General features: G+C 32.7%; 14 protein-coding genes. 6 read left to right on the forward strand and 8 right to left on the reverse strand.

Translation table 11 applies throughout. The features are described 5' to 3' along the window. Positions 1–33 precede the first annotated feature (33 nt). Positions 34–672 carry a DUF2306 domain-containing protein gene (locus NLG42_RS03355; protein ID WP_257683005.1) on the reverse strand — a complete coding sequence of 213 codons (639 nt, stop codon included), beginning with the start codon at positions 670–672 and terminating at the stop codon, positions 34–36. Between the two features lie 380 nt (positions 673–1,052). On the opposite strand from NLG42_RS03355, the gene NLG42_RS03360 reads away from it, so the two are divergent. From NLG42_RS03360 to NLG42_RS03370, 3 genes are all read left to right on the forward strand, one after another. Then, complete coding sequence (locus NLG42_RS03360; RefSeq protein WP_099718011.1) at positions 1,053–1,460, forward strand: helix-turn-helix domain-containing protein; 408 nt, start codon at positions 1,053–1,055, stop codon at positions 1,458–1,460. A gap of 451 nt (positions 1,461–1,911) precedes the next feature. Further along, positions 1,912–3,204, forward strand: a complete 1,293-nt coding sequence (locus tag NLG42_RS03365) for an aminopeptidase P family protein (RefSeq protein WP_257683006.1) — start codon at positions 1,912–1,914, stop codon at positions 3,202–3,204. 7 nt (positions 3,205–3,211) lie between these two features. After that, positions 3,212–4,111 carry an alpha/beta fold hydrolase gene (locus tag NLG42_RS03370; protein WP_257683007.1) on the forward strand — a complete coding sequence of 300 codons (900 nt, stop codon included), beginning with the start codon at positions 3,212–3,214 and terminating at the stop codon, positions 4,109–4,111. Between the two features lie 300 nt (positions 4,112–4,411). Here NLG42_RS03370 and NLG42_RS03375 read toward each other — a convergent pair whose 3' ends face one another. Further along, positions 4,412–4,930 carry a ferritin gene (locus tag NLG42_RS03375; protein ID WP_089057085.1) on the reverse strand — a complete coding sequence of 173 codons (519 nt, stop codon included), beginning with the start codon at positions 4,928–4,930 and terminating at the stop codon, positions 4,412–4,414. A gap of 89 nt (positions 4,931–5,019) precedes the next feature. Beyond that, positions 5,020–5,376, reverse strand: coding sequence for a hypothetical protein (locus NLG42_RS03380; protein WP_099718009.1), 357 nt, complete (start codon positions 5,374–5,376; stop codon positions 5,020–5,022). A 180-nt stretch (positions 5,377–5,556) separates the two neighbouring features. On the opposite strand from NLG42_RS03380, the gene NLG42_RS03385 reads away from it, so the two are divergent. Beyond that, positions 5,557–6,360 (forward strand): TIGR00266 family protein, encoded by an 804-nt coding sequence (locus tag NLG42_RS03385; RefSeq protein ID WP_089057087.1) that lies wholly within the window; start codon positions 5,557–5,559, stop codon positions 6,358–6,360. Between the two features lie 96 nt (positions 6,361–6,456). Here NLG42_RS03385 and NLG42_RS03390 read toward each other — a convergent pair whose 3' ends face one another. The 3 genes from NLG42_RS03390 to NLG42_RS03400 all read right to left on the reverse strand — a co-directional run bounded on the left by NLG42_RS03390 (position 6,457) and on the right by NLG42_RS03400 (position 13,024). After that, positions 6,457–8,316 carry a RagB/SusD family nutrient uptake outer membrane protein gene (locus tag NLG42_RS03390; RefSeq protein ID WP_257683008.1) on the reverse strand — a complete coding sequence of 620 codons (1,860 nt, stop codon included), beginning with the start codon at positions 8,314–8,316 and terminating at the stop codon, positions 6,457–6,459. Positions 8,317–8,320: 4 nt separating this feature from the next. Beyond that, positions 8,321–11,647, reverse strand: a complete 3,327-nt coding sequence (locus NLG42_RS03395) for a TonB-dependent receptor (protein WP_257683009.1) — start codon at positions 11,645–11,647, stop codon at positions 8,321–8,323. A gap of 213 nt (positions 11,648–11,860) precedes the next feature. Beyond that, positions 11,861–13,024, reverse strand: a complete 1,164-nt coding sequence (locus tag NLG42_RS03400) for a FecR family protein (RefSeq protein ID WP_257683010.1) — start codon at positions 13,022–13,024, stop codon at positions 11,861–11,863. A gap of 142 nt (positions 13,025–13,166) precedes the next feature. Between NLG42_RS03400 and NLG42_RS03405 the strand changes: the two genes are divergently transcribed. Both NLG42_RS03405 and NLG42_RS03410 read left to right on the forward strand, forming a co-directional pair. Further along, positions 13,167–13,709 carry an RNA polymerase sigma factor gene (locus NLG42_RS03405; RefSeq protein WP_257683011.1) on the forward strand — a complete coding sequence of 181 codons (543 nt, stop codon included), beginning with the start codon at positions 13,167–13,169 and terminating at the stop codon, positions 13,707–13,709. A gap of 28 nt (positions 13,710–13,737) precedes the next feature. Beyond that, positions 13,738–14,514: an alpha/beta fold hydrolase gene (locus tag NLG42_RS03410; protein WP_257683012.1), complete on the forward strand. Its 777-nt coding sequence runs from the start codon at positions 13,738–13,740 to the stop codon at positions 14,512–14,514. Between the two features lie 54 nt (positions 14,515–14,568). Here the strand turns inward: NLG42_RS03410 and NLG42_RS03415 are convergent, their stop codons facing one another. Together NLG42_RS03415 and NLG42_RS03420 are read right to left on the reverse strand one after the other, a co-directional pair. Further along, positions 14,569–15,252 (reverse strand): ATP-binding cassette domain-containing protein, encoded by a 684-nt coding sequence (locus tag NLG42_RS03415; protein WP_257683013.1) that lies wholly within the window; start codon positions 15,250–15,252, stop codon positions 14,569–14,571. A 293-nt stretch (positions 15,253–15,545) separates the two neighbouring features. Next, entirely contained in the window at positions 15,546–18,311 is a 2,766-nt protein-coding gene (locus tag NLG42_RS03420) for a PD-(D/E)XK nuclease family protein (protein WP_257683014.1), read from the reverse strand. Positions 18,312–18,374 lie beyond the last annotated feature (63 nt).

Consider the following 18,374-nt stretch of genomic DNA (forward strand, 5'->3'; position numbering starts at 1 on the left):
ATCTTATTAATAGAAGTTTTGTTTCTTCGGTTTTTATTCTTTTTCTACAGCAATACTAACTTTCTGCTTTTTATTCAATTTGCGAATCCAATACACGATATAAAAACCTCCGACGATTCCTGGAATAAACCAGCCATAAAAACTTGAAAAGAATTCGTTTACTACCACAAAAGCTGTTACTGCACAAATATATCCGCCAATCATTTTACCTAAATGCAGTTTTAACCAATCCTTTTTTAATTTATCAGTTTTATTAAAAAGCACTAAATCTCGCATTGAAAAACTCAAGCCTACAATTCCAAAAACAATTAGAACTATATTGATTTTTTGATTTACTAAAGGATTATACAAAATCATCAAAATGGCTGTAATAACCATAATCCAAGAAATTATTTTATCTGTTTTTAGATTATAATTTTTAGTTTTAAAACGCAAAGCTCTGTAACCTGTTAGAATAAAATAAGAGCTAAAAACTCCAATTGAAAATAAAAAGGGATTTTCATGTCTGGGCAAAACAGAAATTATTAATGCGGTAAATGCTGATAAAAGCATGGAAAAATAAAATAGTTTCCCCGTTTTTTTATGAATTATTTTTCCCTTTTCTACAATTAAAGAAACGAAACCTGAAAGCAATGCAATGCCGCCAAATAATGCGTGACAAAGAATCAGCATTTGTATTATTCTCTCCTTCTCCACTTTATTTAATACTTATTTTTCTGAATGAATAATATTTTAAAATCATCTTGTCCTTAAGCTAAAATAACTTTTTTTTCATTATTAAAGACAATTAAAACGAAGAATGTATTATAAAACTGACGCAAGCGTGAGCGATAGATCACCAATCTTTGCAGAGTTACTTCCGAAGATTTCTCTCCCGAAGCCTCGGAATCGAAATGACAAAAAAACGCAAACATCAATATTCAAAATCAATAATAGTCAGAAAAGTTGTATTTTTACTTATTGAAAATAATCTGCAAATTGTATCTCACAACTATAAACCTGTTTTCTACCGAAACCGAAAAATGTAAAAGAATTTTAAATATCTTTGAACTATGAGCACAGAAATAAAACCAAAACATATCGGTCGAAATATCAGCCGTATTAGAGAATTAAGAGACATGAAGCAGGAAGCACTTGCACAAGCAATTGGCACAACTCAGCAATCTATCTCTATTATTGAAGGAAGCGAAAGTGTTGATGACGAAAAACTTAAAACTATTGCTCAAGCTTTAGGAGTTACACCTGAAGTAATTAGAAACTTTTCTGAAGATGCTGTTTTTAATATGATTGGAAATACATATAACGACAATGCTTCTTCTGCAATTAATTTAGGATGCACTTTTAATCCATTAGATAAGCTTCTGGAATCGTACGAAGAGAATAAAAAACTTTACCAACAGCTAATTCAAGCTGAAAAAGAGAAAGTGGCTCTTTTGGAGAAGTTACTTGATAAGAAATAGAAAATTATTTTTATAAAAGAAAAAACCGAAGCTTTGAGAGCTTCGGTTTTTTTATGCCCAAGATTTGTCATTTCGATCCCGAGGCTTCGGGAGAGAAATCACACTAGAGATTCTGCAATCAAAATCGCCAATCTTTGTCGAGTTACTTGCGAAGATTTCTCGTTCCTCGAAATGACAAGATTGCGATTAAATGCAAATTTGAAAAGAAAAAATCTGCTAAATCTGCGTGAGACAAAATCGCCAATCTTTGTCGAGTTACTTGCGAAGATTTCTCCTTCGTCGAAATGACAAGATTGTGTAAAAACTTTGCGCTCATTACAGTTAAAAAACTTTGTGCCTTAATGTCTTTGTGGCAAACTCAAAACAAATAAGAAAACTTTAATAAATCAATCATACACTACTTTGTAAAAAAATGTAATTTTGAAATTCGAAGTTCAAAAACTAAGTTATTATGAAATATCATCAAATAAACAGCGCTCTTTTTGTAAAAAACCGCAAAAAATTCACGGCAGAAATGAAACCAAACTCTGTTGCCGTTTTCAATTCTAATGACATTTACCCGGTTAGTGCCGACAGTACTCTTCCGTTTGCACAGCACAGAGATATTTTTTATCTAAGCGGCGTAGATCAAGAAGAAAGTATTTTACTTTTATTTCCAGATGCTCCTTATGAAAATCAAAAAGAGATTCTTTTCCTAAAAGAAACTAACGATCATATCGCTGTTTGGGAAGGTGAAAAACTGACTAAAGAACGTGCTTTTCAGGTTTCGGGAATTAGAACTGTTTATTGGCTGCAGGATTTTCATAAAGTCCTAAACGAAATGATGACGTATGCTGACACGATGTACATTAACACAAACGAGCACTACCGCGCGTCTGTTGAAACTGAAACTCGCGAAGCACGTTTTGTAAAATGGTGGAAAGAACGTTATCCAGCACATAATGTTGCAAAAAGCAACCCAATTTTGCAACGAATTCGTTCTGTAAAAGAAAGCGAAGAAATCGATTTGATTCAGCAAGCTTGTGATATTACAGAGAAAGGTTTCCGCAGATTATTATCGTTTGTAAAACCAAATGTTACTGAATATGAAATCGAAGCTGAATTGGCTCACGAATTTATCCGTAACCGTTCTAAAGGTTTTGCTTACACGCCAATTATTGCTTCTGGAAACAATGCTAATGTTTTGCATTATATCGAAAACAATCAGCAATGTAAAGCTGGAGATTTAATTTTATTGGATGTCGCGGCTGAATATGCAAATTATTCAAGCGATATGTCGAGAACAATTCCAGTTTCAGGACGTTTTTCTGATCGTCAGAAAGCCGTTTACAATGCTGTTTTGAGAGTTAAAAACGAAGCTACAAAAATGCTTACGCCAGGAACGCTTTGGAAACAATATCATATTGAAGTTGGTAAAATTATGACTTCTGAATTACTTGGTTTAGGCTTAATTGATAAAGCAGATGTTCAGAACGAAAATCCAGAATGGCCAGCTTACAAAAAATATTTCATGCACGGAACGTCTCACCACATGGGACTTGACACACACGATTACGGTTTGCTTCACGAACCTATGAAAGCTAATATGGTTTTTACGGTTGAACCAGGAATTTATATTCCTGCTGAAGGTTTCGGAATTCGTCTAGAAGACAATGTTGTTGTTCAAGAAAAAGGAGAACCTTTTAACTTAATGCGCAGCATTCCAATTGAAGCTGATGAGATTGAAAGCTTGATGAATGAATAATTTTCTGATGAAAAAGATTTTTCTTCTTGGCTTTTTATTGTTTTTGGGAAATATTTTTGCTCAAACAGAAGGTTTTGCCATAAATAATGACGGAAGTAAAACCTATTACAAAACATTTGGAAAAGGTGAACCTCTCTTAATTATAAACGGAGGACTGGGAATGAACAGTAATGGTTTTGAAGATATGGCGAAAGTTTTAAGCGAAAGCCAGCAAACGATTATTTACGACCAAAGAGGAACGGGAAAATCGAAACTTTCAAAATTAGATGCTCAGACTATTTCGATGAAAATAATGGCAGATGATATCGAATCATTGAGAAAACATCTTAAAATCAAAAAATGGAATATTCTCGGACATTCTTTTGGCGGAATGCTAGGTTCGTATTACGCAACGATTTATCCAAAGAGTATCAATAAATTGGTTTTATCGTCATCTGGCGGTGTCGATTTATCTTTACTAAAAGGTCCAAATTTGATTGAATCTAATCTTTCTAAAATTGAAAAAGATTCTATGAATTACTGGAACGACAAAATCGAAAAAGGAGACACTTCGCATAAAGCGCGTTTAGGACGCGGTCGTGCCATGGCTCCTGCGTATGTTTACGATCAGAAATTTATTCCGATTATTGCTGAAAGATTAACTCAGGGAAATTCGACAATCAACGGTTTGTTATGGTCTGATATGCAGAAAATGAATTTTGACTGTAAAGCTAAATTGAAAGATTTCAAAAATCCTGTTTTAATTATTCAGGGAAAAGAAGATATTATCAGCAATGAAATAGGAGAATTGGCAAAACAAACTTTTCCAAATTCGAAACTGATTTTCTTAGAACATTCCAAACATTACGGATGGCTCGATGCAAGAGAAAAGTATTTTAACGAAATCAATTCTTTTTTAAAATCATAAAATATCAAAAAAAAGCTGTCTCAAAAGGACAGCTTTTTTGGTGGACGAAATATTTATAAAATTTATTCTATTTGCAAAACTCCAGCGGGGTGAAATATTTATAGCATTACATAAAACCAATAAAAAAAGCTCCAGAGGAGCGACATATTTTTTCTACAGCTATAATATATGTCGCTCCTCTGGAGCTTTATGTTGTAACCTTTTATGCTTTGCTATAAATATTTCGCTTCTCCGAAGCTTACAAAAACAAAGGAGCTATCTTTTTGGGACAGCTCCTTTTTAAAATATATAAATCGTTTATTATCCGATTTTTGAAATCTGAATATCCAATTGAAATTTTCCGTCAGCTGCATTTTCGTTGATCAATTCAAAAAGCTCTAAAGCTCTTCTTGCATTTTTCTCTTCTTCTCTTTGCTCAGCAACATACCACATCATAAAATCTTCTGTAGCATAATCATTTTCAGCTCTGCATTTTGCGATTACTTTATTGACTGCCTGAGTTACTGCAATTTCGTTTTGCAAAGCAATTTCAAATACTTCTTTAAAAGAAGCAAATTCTTGCTGCACTTCTGGAACAGATGGCGTAACTGCAATCCCTCCCATATCTGTAATATATTTGAAAACTTTTAGAAAATGTTCTCTTTCTTCTTCGGCTTGTTTATACATATAAGATGCTGTATTTGCATAACCATTTCTATCCAACCATGCTGCCATAGCTAAATATTTATTAGAAGCATCACTTTCTAATTTTGCCTGTAAGTTCAATATATTTTCGATTCCTTCAACTAATGAAGTACTTGTTCTTAGTAAATCTTTCATAACCTTTAATTTTTATACGTGTAAAATTACAAAAATTAAAGAAGGCAGCTCTAAACGCCTGAAAATTTGGATTTAATCTAAGTAAGAATCTAAATAAGCTCGATGTTGACCATATTACAAAGCATAGAATGCAGTGTAAGGGTAAATTTAGTTCCGTTTAATAAATCTCTTAACTGCACTATTTCGCAGATAGTAAGATTTCTAGAAAAATTTCTTTTGGTAGTTTCAATCAACTGAGCGTCTGACTGATCAGATAAGTCATAAAGCATGTTAAGAATGTCAACGCTATTAACCTTTCTTTGAAAAATCAAAAAATCCTGAATTTTATAACTTGACACTGTATCAACAAAATTGATAATTATGCTATTGGTCAAATCACATTGATAACTGTATCCTTTTTCGGTTTCAAATAATACTTTGGTGGTCAAATCACTAACTAATGCCATTCTGATAAAATATAATAACGGTGCAAAAATATAGAATTTAAAGTAATAAAAAGCATAATTAAGACTAATTTAAAATAACAAAATCATATAATGTTCTTAAAAACAGTCGAAGTACGCTATAGACTGTAACATTCTACGGTATTTTTTGTCTAATTTTAAAAAACAAAAAATTTAGAAATTATGCAGGCACACGAAATAGATTATCAGATTTTTGGAGAAGAAATGCAGTATGTTGAAATAGAACTAGACCCGCAGGAAATTGTAATTGCCGAAGCTGGCAGTTTTATGATGATGGAAAACAATATCCAGATGGAAACGATATTTGGAGACGGTTCTCAGCAACAGGGATCTGGTTTGTTTGGCAAACTTTTAAATGCTGGTAAAAGAGTACTTACTGGCGAAAGCTTGTTTATGACAGCATTTTTAAACCAAGGCAGCAGCAAAAGTAAAGTTTCATTTGCATCGCCATATCCTGGAAAAATCCTTCCAATTGATTTAACAGAATTTCAAGGTAAATTTATCTGCCAAAAAAGTTCTTTTTTATGCGCTGCCAAAGGTGTTTCTGTTGGGATCGAATTTTCGCAGAAATTAGGACGCGGTTTATTTGGCGGTGAAGGTTTTATCATGCAGAAACTTGAAGGAGACGGAATGGCATTTGTACATTCTGGCGGAACAATGGCTAAAAAAGTATTGGGTCACGGCGAAGTCCTAAAAGTAGATACAGGTTGTATTATAGGTTTTACCAAAGATGTAGATTATGATATTGAATTTATTGGAGGAATCAAAAATTCTATTTTTGGCGGTGAAGGATTATTTTATGCCACTTTAAAAGGTCCGGGAACCGTTTACATACAGTCACTGCCATTCTCAAGACTGGCTGACCGCATTATTGCATCGGCACCAAAATCTGGTGGAAACAGTCGTGATGAAGGAAGCTTACTTGGCGGATTAGGAAATCTTTTGGATGGTGATAATCGGTTTTAATTTTATAGAATGACTTTCAGAAATGGAATTCATTTTAATTTATAAGAACAAGGGCAGATCTTTCGATCTGCCCAAAGCACCTAACCAAAAGTGCACTTAATACCCATTAGTACCAAATTCTTTGGCATTTGAAATTGCATCCAAAAATGATCTCGGAATTGGTCTAACAGTGTGTTTACTTTCAACAAAATTTGTTCCTGCGATTGGGTTTGTCTGATCCAAATAAGTTTTAGTTAACTTTCCGGTACGTTTTAAATCAATCCATCTTGTATGTTCGCCAGATAACTCTCTTGCTCTTTCTTTTAAAATAAAATCGATATTCATTTGAGCACCTGAAACCAACATTTCACTTTCTCTTGATGTCAAAGCGGCTCTTTTTCTAAGAGTATTTACATAACCCAATGCCTTAGCTTGATTATCAGTTAAAATTGCTGCTTCGGCCGCAATCAAATACACTTCTCCCAAACGAATAATAGGAATATCTCCTAACCAATACTGATTGCTTTGACAATACAACGCTGCAGAAAATTTTCGCATGGCTGGAAAAATATTAATAAGATTTGGGTCGTTTGGATACATTGCAGGATCTTTATACTTGTTAGTTCCTGATTCGAAAATATCGCTTGGATCAACCACCAGCATTGGCATTTTGCTTTTCACAACTGGATCGATATTCCAGTTTGGAGTAAATACGGCTAAACCTTCATCATTATTCATATTAATTTGTTCCTCTATTCTTTGAGAATAAAAATTAACCGCCGGAAGTGCCTGAGCTAATGTGTTTTTAATGGTATAACCAACTACTGAAGGATCTTTTTTATAAGCAGTCGCCATTGTTTGCGTAATCGTTTTATTTGCTGCCGCATAAAACTTGTATGTAAATGTTTCTGCAAAACGTGTATCTGCTGGCGATGGTACTGGTGTAAACACTTCTGTCAGCAAATATTTACTTGGTTTCAGTAAACGACTATTGGCTCGTCCGTACAAAATACTAGTTGCTCCTGCTCCCCATTCTGCTCCTCTTGTTGCTAAATCTGGCAAATAATATTGTCTCGTTCTTCCTCTGTTGAAACCTTCTGGATTAAGACCTCCAGGATCAATTCCTTGTGTAAACAAAAATTCTGTATTTTTCTTATTATTGCTGCCTTCCCATAGCTTTTTAAATCCTGATTTAGAATTGTCGCTTAAGTATAATGCAGTCTGGTATTTTGTCGCATTATTAATTAATTCTTCAGCGGTTTCTAAAGCCAATTTAGCATACTCTGGAGCGTCTCCTAATCTTGTTCTCTGAAGATATACTTTTGACAATAAACCATAAGCTGCTTTCTTGGCCACTCGTCCTTGTAAAGTCTGCTGCACTGGGAGATTTGCACAGGCAAATTTTAAATCTTCAATAATTAAGTCGTAAAACTCTTTCTCAGAACTGCGCACTGGAGCGTTATCTGCGCCTTCAATAATAGACGATTTTGTTCTTAAAACTACACCTCCAAATTGTTCTACTAATGTAAAATTACTAAAAGCTCTTAGAAAATAAACTTCAGCCAATTTTGCATTCAACTCTTCTGTAGAAGCATAACCTTTTACATCTTTTGAATAATAAATTGCTGTATTACAGAGATTAATAGTGGTGTAAGCGGTACCCCAAATAACTTTAATATTTCCATCATCAGGATTTAACTGACTAGCGTATTGCGTATAACCAATTGCGCTGTTACTCACGTTTTCCCAAGAATCAGTCCCTGCTTCTGTTGGCGCTATATAATCGACCTTTCCGTGAAGGAAATATAAATTCTCGTAACAACTGTTAATTAATCCTTCGAATCCCGGTCTTTCACTATAGGATTTATCCAAAGAAACAGTAGTAAGGTTTTTTTCGTCTAAACTGCACGACTGAATTAATCCAGCCATAAAAAACATTAAGACAATTACTGATTTTAATTTTATATACTTTTTCATGATACTACAATGATAAATTAAGACCGAAAACAACTTGTTTAAATAATGGGAATGAATCTGACCCTCCACTTTCTGGGTCTACATTTTTCAACAAATGACTGCGGCTAAAAACAAAAGGATTATAAGATGTTATATAAAGTCTCATATTACTTAGACCCGTTTTTTTAAGAAAATCTTCCGGCATAGAATAACCAAGTGTAATATTCTTGATTTTTATATAAGATGCATCTACAAGCTCTAATGACGATTGAAATTGTGTATTAAAACTACCACCCGGTCTAGGAAAATCATTTGTTGGATTATCTTGTGTCCAGTAACTATAAGTCTCCGGCTGCGCTTCTTTGTTCCAATAACCTAAAACCTGAGCACGCATCATACCACCTTGTCTTCCGTTTACAAATATTGTAAGATCAAAATTCTTGTACTTGAATGTGTTTTGGAAACCAAAGAAATAATCTGGAACATTGTTTCCTACAATCATTCTGTCTTTTGTAGAATACACGTGCACTCCATTATCAGAAACTCCATTGGCATCAAATTGCGGCACTGTCTGCAGTTTAATGTCTCCTGGTTTTGCGCCATATAAAGCTGCTTCGGTTTCTTGTCCCAACTGCCAGATTCCTATTTTTTTATAATCATAAAACACACCACCTGCGGCAGGAGTCTGCCCAATGAAAAGACCTTCAGAAATTAATTCATTTACAGTTAAGTTCCCTAAATCAATATTAGTCAGCTTTTCTGTTGCGTGTGTATAGGTGAATGAAGTATTCCATTTAAAATTCTCGGTATCAATATTTTTAGTATTTATAGAAAGTTCAAAACCTCTATTTTGAGAAGTTGCAATATTCGAAGTCTTTTTATAAGGTGTTTTAGCATCGTAACCTCCTGAACTTGTAGGCAGACGACGATCCCATAAAATACCATCTGTATCTGTCCAATAATATTCGGCTACAAGGTCAATTCTGTTTCTCAACACAGAAACATCTAAACCTAAATTAGTATTTGTAGAACGTTCCCAAGTTAAATCTGAATTTGAAATATGCTCGGTAGGAACATACATTGGTAAAGCTGCAGCACCGCCAAGAGAAAGATTGCTTGTTTTAGTTGAAGTACGTGTCAAACTAGAATAAGGATCAATATTTGCCGATCCTGAAACACCATAACCTATTCTCAATTTTAAATTGTTCAGCCATGAACTTGTTCCTTGCATAAAACTTTCATCACTAATACGCCAAGCCAATGACGCAGATGGAAAAGATGCCCATTTATTACCTTCTGACAAAGGAGAAACTCCGTCCCAGCGATTGGTTAATTGAAATAAGTATCTTCCTTTAAAGCTGTAATTAAAACGACCCGCAAATGACATTCTGTTAAACTGACTGTAAGCATTCATTCTAGTAGTTAGATTTTTTACCGCTCCCATGTTATAAAACTGGAAGTCATCGTAATCAATACCATTACCGCCTAAATAAGCTCCTTCTGTTCTGCTGTCTGCCCAAGAAGTAATCCCTGTTAAACCAAAATCATGATCTTTACCAGCTTTAAAATTATAGCTTAAAATATTTTCCCAGATGTAACTATAAGCCAGCTCGTTATTATATGTGGCTTCGCTTGCAGTTCTACCTTCCGTTAACAGATTGTATGAATTTTTGTTTTGAAAAGTCCCTGCTCTGCTTCCTGAAAATCGAGTTCCTAGATTAGATCTTAACTTAAAATTTTTAGCAAATTCAAACTCCAGATAAGGATTGAATTGTACATTATAACTTAACGATTCATTTGCAAAAGCCCCTGGATAATTATTTGCCAAAATACTAATGTTGTTTTGATCTCCTTCGATTGGATAAAGATTCACAACACCATTTTCATCAAACGGAACTCCTAATGGATAAACACTGTATGCTTTATTAATTCTACTATTGGTTGTACTGTTTTTACGATAGTTTAAAATCAATTGGAAACCTGTTTTAAATTTACTGCTAAATTTAATATCAACTCCTCCTCTGGAACTAAAACTGTTTACTTTGTCATTTTGATAGATTCCTTCTTCGCCTATATAGCCTAAAGAAAAATATCCCTGTACTTTTTCAGATCCGCCTCTCATAAAAAGATTATGATTTTGCTGCGTGCCTACTTGTAACGTTTTATCGATCCAATTTATATATTGTCCTTTTTCAATTGCAGCAACTGCAGATGCATTTAAACCTAAATCTGTTAAGTTTGTTGCTTGGTAGCCATTGTCTAAATAAAATCGATCTTTTTTATAGTTTAACCATTTCTCTCCTGTAAGAGGAGCAGGAAAAGAAGAAAATCCATTTAGTCCAAAATAGCTGTTAAAGTCAATTTGTGTTTTTCCTGCTTTTGCTTTTTTAGTGGTAACAATAATAACTCCATTCGCACCCGAAGAACCATAAATTGCAGTAGAAGAAGCATCTTTTAAAACATCAATACTTTCGATGTCATTCGGATTCAAATTGTCGATGCTTGAAGGAAGTCCATCAACAATATACAACGGATCCTGACTCGCTGTTAAAGATCTATTTCCTCTTAATAATACTTTTGGAGATGTTCCTGCTTTTCCAGATCCACGTTGAATATCCAGACCCGAAACTCTCCCCTGAAGCGCTTCCATTGGACTTAAAACTGGACTTAAAGCAATATCCGTCGATTTCACGGTTGCTACAGCTCCCGTTAGATCTTTTTTCTTTACTGTGCCATAACCAACAATTACAACTTCATTTAAAGCTGTATTTTGCTCGTTTAAAATTACACTCAAAGACTTATTTTGACCAACTGTTACTTCTTTATTCTCAAATCCTATAAAAGAAAAAACTAAAACACTATTTGTTCCATTTATACGAATTATAAATTTTCCGTCTAAGTCGGTTTGTACTCCATTTTTAGTTCCTTTTTCAGTAACATTCGCTCCTGGTATCGGCATATTCCTCGAGTCGGTTACAACTCCAGAAATTTCAATACCTTGTTCGATTACAACCTTCTGAACTGTGTTTTTTTCCTGAAGAGGCACTTGTTGTTTTTTCTTTACCAAAATAATCTGACGATCATTTATTGTATAAGAAATATCGGTTCCTTTAAAAACCTCTTCTAGAATTTCGGATATCCCCTTTTTCTTTACATTAACGGTCACCTTTCTGTTCTGGTCAATTATACTGCTTTCAAAAAGAAATCTGTATTCCGAAACAGATTCTACTTTGTTAAACAGCTTTTCGACTGGCGCATTCTTTATGTTAAATGTAAGCTTTGTATTTTGTGAATAGACACTTGCTTGAATTCTCATCAAAGAAAGTATCAGTAATAATGTGGTTAGTTTCATTCTTAGACTAATTTTAGGCAAATAAGGACTAAGCCAATTCCTCTTAATTATTTTTTTCATAATTTTGGATTGATTTTAAATGATTTAATTTCGATACGTCGTTTGAAACACTTAAATCGGGAAATACTGGTACTATTTTCCGATTTTACTTTTTGTGCTTCTCAAAAAATTACATCCTCTTCATAATTTGTTTTTTGGTTGGTTAGTAAATAGTTAGTTTATTTTTATATGCTTCCCTTCTATTTTATAAGTAAAGCCTTGAATTTTGCTCATTGTTTCTAATACCTTTTCTATACTTTCAATATTCTTATTGAAACTGGCATTGAATTTTTTATCTAAAATATCTTTCCTGTTATTGTCAATCGTGACGTTGTAAGTCCTTTCTAATTTTATTATAATATCTTTAAAAGCAGTTTTTCTAAAAACAATTTCTCCATTTATCCATTCGGTATAAAAACGAGTATCCACTTTCTCTATTGCTATCTCAGTATTTTCGCTATTCCAAGATCCTTTTTCACCTGGAACCAGCGTTGTTTTTGTATTAGCATTAACAGCATCAGACAAACTCACAGAACCTTCGACTAATACTGTATTGATATCCGTATCTTCTTTATAAGAACTCACATTAAACTTTGTTCCTAAAACTTTCACATTTACACCTCTTGTTTTAACAATAAATGGATGCGCTTTATCTTTTGCAACATCAAAAAAAGCTTCTCCGTCTAAAGCAACTTCTCTATTATGTCCTTTAATAAATTGAACTGGATATTTTAGAGAAGAACCAGCGTTCATATTCACCAATGTTCCATCTGATAATGTTATTTTAAAAGTTTTACCGAACGGAATTTTAATTTCGTTGTAAACCAATTTGTTAATTGGTTTGGCTGATTTATAATTTATTGCATTTTCTTTTTGAGAAGCCACTACTTCTCCGTTTTTCTTGATGATCTGTTGTTCTCCATTCGGATTTAAAATCTGAATATCTCCATTTTCTAAAACCAATTGAATAGCATCAGAAGAAACTACTTTATTATTTTGTTTACCAGTTTTGTACTGAAAAACATAAACCAAACCTAATACACAGAAAAACATTGCTGCATATTGAAAAATATTCCTCCAATTGATTACAACTGATTTTTTCTCCAGATTTAGTTTCTCTTGTAATTCTTCCCAATTTTTATCAACATCGATAGATTCTAAATACAACAGCGCCTCTTCAAGCAAACCATTACTCTGAAGATTTTTTATCAATTCTTGATCTTCAAGAGGCAGTAATTCAATTTTAGACGTATCAAAGTTCCTCTTCGACACTATTTCCCTAAGGATATCAAGCAATTGTGAGTTTCGGTTCATTGTTTTGTATAAGTGGTTATTCATATAGGTTAGAAAAAAAGTTTTTTAGGGTGACAACTAATCAAAAAATTTTGATTTTTTTTACACTTTGTTGAAAATAAATAACTTTTTATTTTACATTTGACACCGTGTAATCCATTACAGAACGAATAAATGCAATTCTCAGATGTCTAATTTTAAGGATTTAAAAGTATTTGAAGCCTTGTACAAAGAACATTTTGCTTTTTTTTCCTTAATCTCTTTTAACATAGTTAAGGATAAAGATGCAGCAAAAGATCTGGTACAAGATTTTTTTATGTACTTATGGGAAAAAGAAGAAACACTGAACTTTACCATTTCATTTAAGGCATATGGTACAAAAGCAGTCAAAAACTTAAGTCTGCAACATTTAGAAAAAAACAAAACTATCAGTCTAAAAAACGCGAAAATTGTCCTTCCAAAATCTGAAGAAGAACCTACATTTGACAACACAGAAGAAAACAAAAAACCTAAAATTCAAACGTTAATCGAAAAGATTCCACAGTCGAGAAGAGAAATTCTCATATCACATGTTGTCGAAGGACTTAGTTACGCAGAAATTGCCGAAGACCAGAACATCTCAATAAATACTGTAAAAACACAAATGAAAAGAGCTTATGCTTCTTTAAGAGAAACTCAAAATACTTCGAACTTAAAATTCATCTTATATTTCATATGGCTTATAAAATAACTTATTTTTGCCCTATAAAATTTACATTTTGAATCACACTTTATATAAAAACACCAAAATATCTTACTCCGATACTGGAAAAGGAAATACAATTGTTTTACTTCACGGTTTTCTAGAAAACAAAAAAATGTGGAAAGATTATGCTGCTCTTTTCTCAGAAAAATATCGCGTAATAACAATCGATTTATTAGGTCACGGCGAATCCGATTCTCTAGGATATGTTCATGAAATGGAAGATAATGCGAATGCTGTTCATGAAGTTTTACAGCATTTAAAAATTGAAAAAGCAACTATTCTCGGACATTCTATGGGCGGTTACGTTGGTTTGGCTTACGCCGAATTATTTCCGAACAACATTAAAAAACTGGTTTTATTAAATTCAACTTCTAAAGAAGACAGCGCCGAGAAAAAAATAAACAGAACTCGCGCTATAAAAGCGGTAAAACAAAACTACGTCAACTTTGTAAGTTTGGCCATAGCTAATTTATTCAGTGAAAACAATCGCACTCGATTAGTAAAGGAAATTGAAAACGCAAGAGAACAGGCCTTAAAAACACCTTTACAAGGAATCATAGCTTCTTTGGAAGGAATGAAAATACGAAAGGACAGAGAAGCACTTTTACACGAAAATCGTTTTCCTGTTTTATTAGTTTTAGGCAAAAAAGATCCCGTTTTAAACTACGAAGAAAGTCTTTCTCAAATTCATGACACAACAGTTGAATTAGTTTCGTTTGAAGACGGACATATGAGTCACATCGAAAACAAAGAAGAATTAAAAACAATTCTGCTTAATTTTTTCGATTAAAAAACTAAAAAAAATTAAATCTAAGCAGCCTAATCCAAAAAAGCTGCTTTTATTTTACTCCGCTTTAAGCGCGTCTAAACTCAGGAGATAACCTTTTTCAACTAGTTCTTTTCTTTCTTTTATATGATGCGTCTTTCCATCTTTCAACAAAATCAACTGAGTTGAAATTTTAATGACATTTTCATAATCATGATCTGTAATGATAAAGCCTTTTTTATCTGCATTTGTTCTTATCATTTCATTCACCAAATCTATCATAATTGGAGACAATCCATTGTATGGCTCATCTAGTAAAATAAATTTTGAAGAATTAAAAAGCAAAATCTTGATTTCCAAATAACGTAATTCGCCGCTTGACAAATGATGTATTGCTTTATTTAAAAGAGATTGAACAAATTTATCTTGACAAAAAACAATTCTACTCTTTCTATCTATAGACAATGAAATAGCTTTTTTTACAGATAAATAATTCGGAATAAACTGCTCTTGTGACAAATAACTCACTTCATTCAACAATATATTTTTATTATTTTTCGAAACAGAGTCAATCCGAATACATTTATCGGGAGAAGGAATTACACCGAAAATAATCTTTAACAAAGTTGATTTTCCCGCGCCATTTCTTCCTAATAACCCAATAATTTGTGTCGTTTCACATTTTAAATAAACATCGGAGAGTATGACTTTTTCATCAAATCTCTTTTGGATTCCCTCTATTTCCAAAACATGCTTCTTCAAAACAACTTATTTGTTAGCAACACAATAAAAGCAATAAAAACTGAAAAACAAAAAGTCAACAAATAACTAAAAAACAGTAATTCTAATTTTGAAATCCCATTATTCAAATAAAATAAATAGTCATTTTTCCTATATATCTCTTTAAAACCAATACTTACTAAAAAGCCAAAACTAAGAAATACAACAAAAAAGGAATCAAATCCAGCCAGCAAAACCGCAACGGCACAAATGGCAAAATTAATTACCAAAGTGGTTTTAAAAAACTCAAATATGTTAGACAGTTTTCTAATTGTTTAGTTTATTTTTTCCTCAAAAGGAATAGTTACATCTAGAATTTCATTTAAAAGCAAAACTATTTCTTCTAAGTAGTTTTTTAAGATTTCTTTAGTTACTGCCAAATTGAGCTCTTTGTCTTCTTTGAAACCAAATGGCAGAAAACCTGATTTTAGATTTTTAAATGATATAATTCCAACTTCCATTGGAATATCGCCAGCTTCATTCTCAAACATGAAAGCATAAGCCAAAACCTGAATTATTTTATCGTTTTTAAGCTCTTGTGCCAAACCATTCCATGATTTAAGCACGACATTAGCCTTTTCAACTTTTCCTGTCTTATAATCAATAATTCTTATTCTTCCGTTTCGAAGCTCAATACGATCCACATTTCCTTTAATCAAAACCGGAAACGGCAGATTTGGATGATTTAATTCACGCTCGAATGTTTTTTCTAAAGCAATAATCTTAACAGCATCTCCATTTTTTATAGAATCCAGCTCCATTTTTAAAAAATTAGAAACATTTCGTTTAGCTACTTCAAAAGCCAAAAGATTACGACCTTTTTTAATTTCACCTTCTTTATAAACTAATTTAAACTGCTTCAAAACTTCATCATCAAGCAAATCGAAACAATTTTTAATATCGGTCTCAGAAATAAACTTATCAACAAAAGGATCATACAACGCTTTTAGAGTTTGGTGAATAATAGTTCCCAGCGTATTTAAAGCAATATTCTCTTCCACCTCTTCTACTTCTCTTATACGAAGTATCTTTTGAAAATAAAAATCAATTGGATTTCTAATATAACTTGTCAAAGCCGAAGGTGAAAAACCTGCAGCTGCAATTTCTTTTAAACGTTCTAATACCGCTTCTGATTTTGGAATCACCATTGGCTGATAAGCCGTATCTGGCAAAACAGGATTATATATGTCAAAAGTCAAATTGTGTTTGGACTGTTTTTCAACTTCTAATTGAGTAATAAAACGGCTTCTTTCCCCAGCATCTAAACCATCATTCTCTGTATTGTAAATCAGATAAATATTTTTTGCTCTTTGCAATAAATGATAAAAATGATAGGTATAAATCGCATCTTTCTCTTTAAAAGTTGGCAATCCAAGTTCTTTTTTAACATCGTAAGGAATAAAAGAATTTTGTGATTTTCCTGCAGGAAATTTTCCTTCATTCATTGAGGTCACAATAACAGTCTCAAAATCTAAAACACGACTTTCAAGAACTCCCATAAGCTGTAAACCACGTAAAGGTTCTCCCTCAAAAGAAACTTCAGCTACATCAATAATCTGTTTGTAAATTGCATGAAGCGTATCAATATTATCGATGTGCTTATGCTGCGAATAATAATTAATCAGTTTATTAATCACTTTAAAAACAGCGTAGACAAAAGTTTTAGCAATCTTTTCCTCTTCATTGTCACTGCTGAAATTTTCTTTAATCAGCAGTAAAATTGCTGAAATATTTTCCAAAACAGCAATAGACCCATTCTCCCATTTTTGAAACAACAAAGAAAACAACTTGCTCGGATTCGGATTAAGCTCTAAGATCTTGTTTAAAGTAATAAAAGTATAATTATTCTCTTTAATAATTTTGACTAAATGATTACTATCGGCATATGGCTCGACTAAGGGATGGGTTAAAATATCGAGAACATCTTTATAATAAAAAACATAACTGCCGCCTGCACGAGAAAGCGCGTTAGTATGCATTTTGAAAAATTTTGCCACCAATATCTGCGACGGATTATTCTTTCCAGAATATCCCATCGTAATATTCAATGCTCCAACCGACGAAGGAAGCGCATATAAAATTGGAATTAAAAGGTTTTCTTCACCCAGCACAACTGCAACTTTATCAAGACTAGCTGTGGGATCAGCAGTAATTAAATCCTCAATTATACTACCCGCTAATTTAGCCTGTCCAATTGTTTTTGGAGTACCAATAACCTGAATATTTTTAGTTTGAGAAAAATCATCTACAATCCATTCAAAAGGATGCGATTTATAATGCTTCCAATTCTGTTTAAAACGACGAACAAAAAGTCCAGCATCATGAAAAGGATCATTTAGAAATGTCTGATCAACATCCCAGTAAATTCTCGCTTGATCTAGAGCTAAAAGATGCTGTACAATCTTTTCTTCTGCCGCATTCAAAGCATTGAATCCCGCAAAAATAAAATTATGATTCGAAATTGTATTAGAAAAATGATTCAGATTATTTACCGCCTCTCGATAAATTAAGCCTTGATAACCAACCGCTTTATTTAACAAATGACCATACAGCGATTCATAATACAATGGAAGAAGTTTCCAGAAATCAATATAATTTTCTAATAGTTTTGTTTTGTTTTCAACTTCAATTCCCCACTTCTTAATATCCTCGATGTCTTTTAAGTATGACAAAACATATGTCGGATCTAATAAATAGCGGTCAATCTCATTAAAATCCTGCAAAAGCGTTTTTGCCCAATTTGCAAAAAGCTCAAAAGATTGTTGATTTTGCTTTTCTGTAATCGATAAATAAACTTCATAAAACTCAAACAAAAGCTCAATTGCATCTATGGAACGAATTGAAGCAACGTCTTGAACAAAATCTTCAATACTAATAATATTGGGAGAAAGAATTGTTTTTTGAGTTTCTTTTTTAAGTGCTTCGATTAAAAAAACCTTGGCTCTCTTATTGGGTAAAACAATAGTAGTTTCCGCAAGTTTATCAGAATAATCTTGAATCACTACCGTTGCTATTTTTTCTAGAAAAGAAATATTTATCATTTGATAAAAATAAAAAAAGCCATTCAATTAAGAATGGCTTTTCATATTTATTTAGAAAGTAAA

The organism is Flavobacterium plurextorum, from assembly GCF_024638035.1.
Taxonomy (GTDB): domain Bacteria; phylum Bacteroidota; class Bacteroidia; order Flavobacteriales; family Flavobacteriaceae; genus Flavobacterium; species Flavobacterium plurextorum.

Excerpts from the sequence above, each read along its gene's own strand:
- NLG42_RS03355 (WP_257683005.1), bottom strand. The coding sequence starts at position 672 with ATGCTGATTCTTTGTCACGCATTATTTGGCGGCATTGCATTGCTTTCA.
- NLG42_RS03360 (WP_099718011.1), top strand. The coding sequence starts at position 1,053 with ATGAGCACAGAAATAAAACCAAAACATATCGGTCGAAATATCAGCCGT.
- NLG42_RS03365 (WP_257683006.1), top strand. The coding sequence starts at position 1,912 with ATGAAATATCATCAAATAAACAGCGCTCTTTTTGTAAAAAACCGCAAA.
- NLG42_RS03370 (WP_257683007.1), top strand. The coding sequence starts at position 3,212 with ATGAAAAAGATTTTTCTTCTTGGCTTTTTATTGTTTTTGGGAAATATT.
- NLG42_RS03375 (WP_089057085.1), bottom strand. The coding sequence starts at position 4,930 with ATGAAAGATTTACTAAGAACAAGTACTTCATTAGTTGAAGGAATCGAA.
- NLG42_RS03380 (WP_099718009.1), bottom strand. The coding sequence starts at position 5,376 with ATGGCATTAGTTAGTGATTTGACCACCAAAGTATTATTTGAAACCGAA.
- NLG42_RS03385 (WP_089057087.1), top strand. The coding sequence starts at position 5,557 with ATGCAGGCACACGAAATAGATTATCAGATTTTTGGAGAAGAAATGCAG.
- NLG42_RS03390 (WP_257683008.1), bottom strand. The coding sequence starts at position 8,316 with ATGAAAAAGTATATAAAATTAAAATCAGTAATTGTCTTAATGTTTTTT.
- NLG42_RS03395 (WP_257683009.1), bottom strand. The coding sequence starts at position 11,647 with ATGAAACTAACCACATTATTACTGATACTTTCTTTGATGAGAATTCAA.
- NLG42_RS03400 (WP_257683010.1), bottom strand. The coding sequence starts at position 13,024 with ATGAATAACCACTTATACAAAACAATGAACCGAAACTCACAATTGCTT.
- NLG42_RS03405 (WP_257683011.1), top strand. The coding sequence starts at position 13,167 with ATGTCTAATTTTAAGGATTTAAAAGTATTTGAAGCCTTGTACAAAGAA.
- NLG42_RS03420 (WP_257683014.1), bottom strand. The coding sequence starts at position 18,311 with ATGATAAATATTTCTTTTCTAGAAAAAATAGCAACGGTAGTGATTCAA.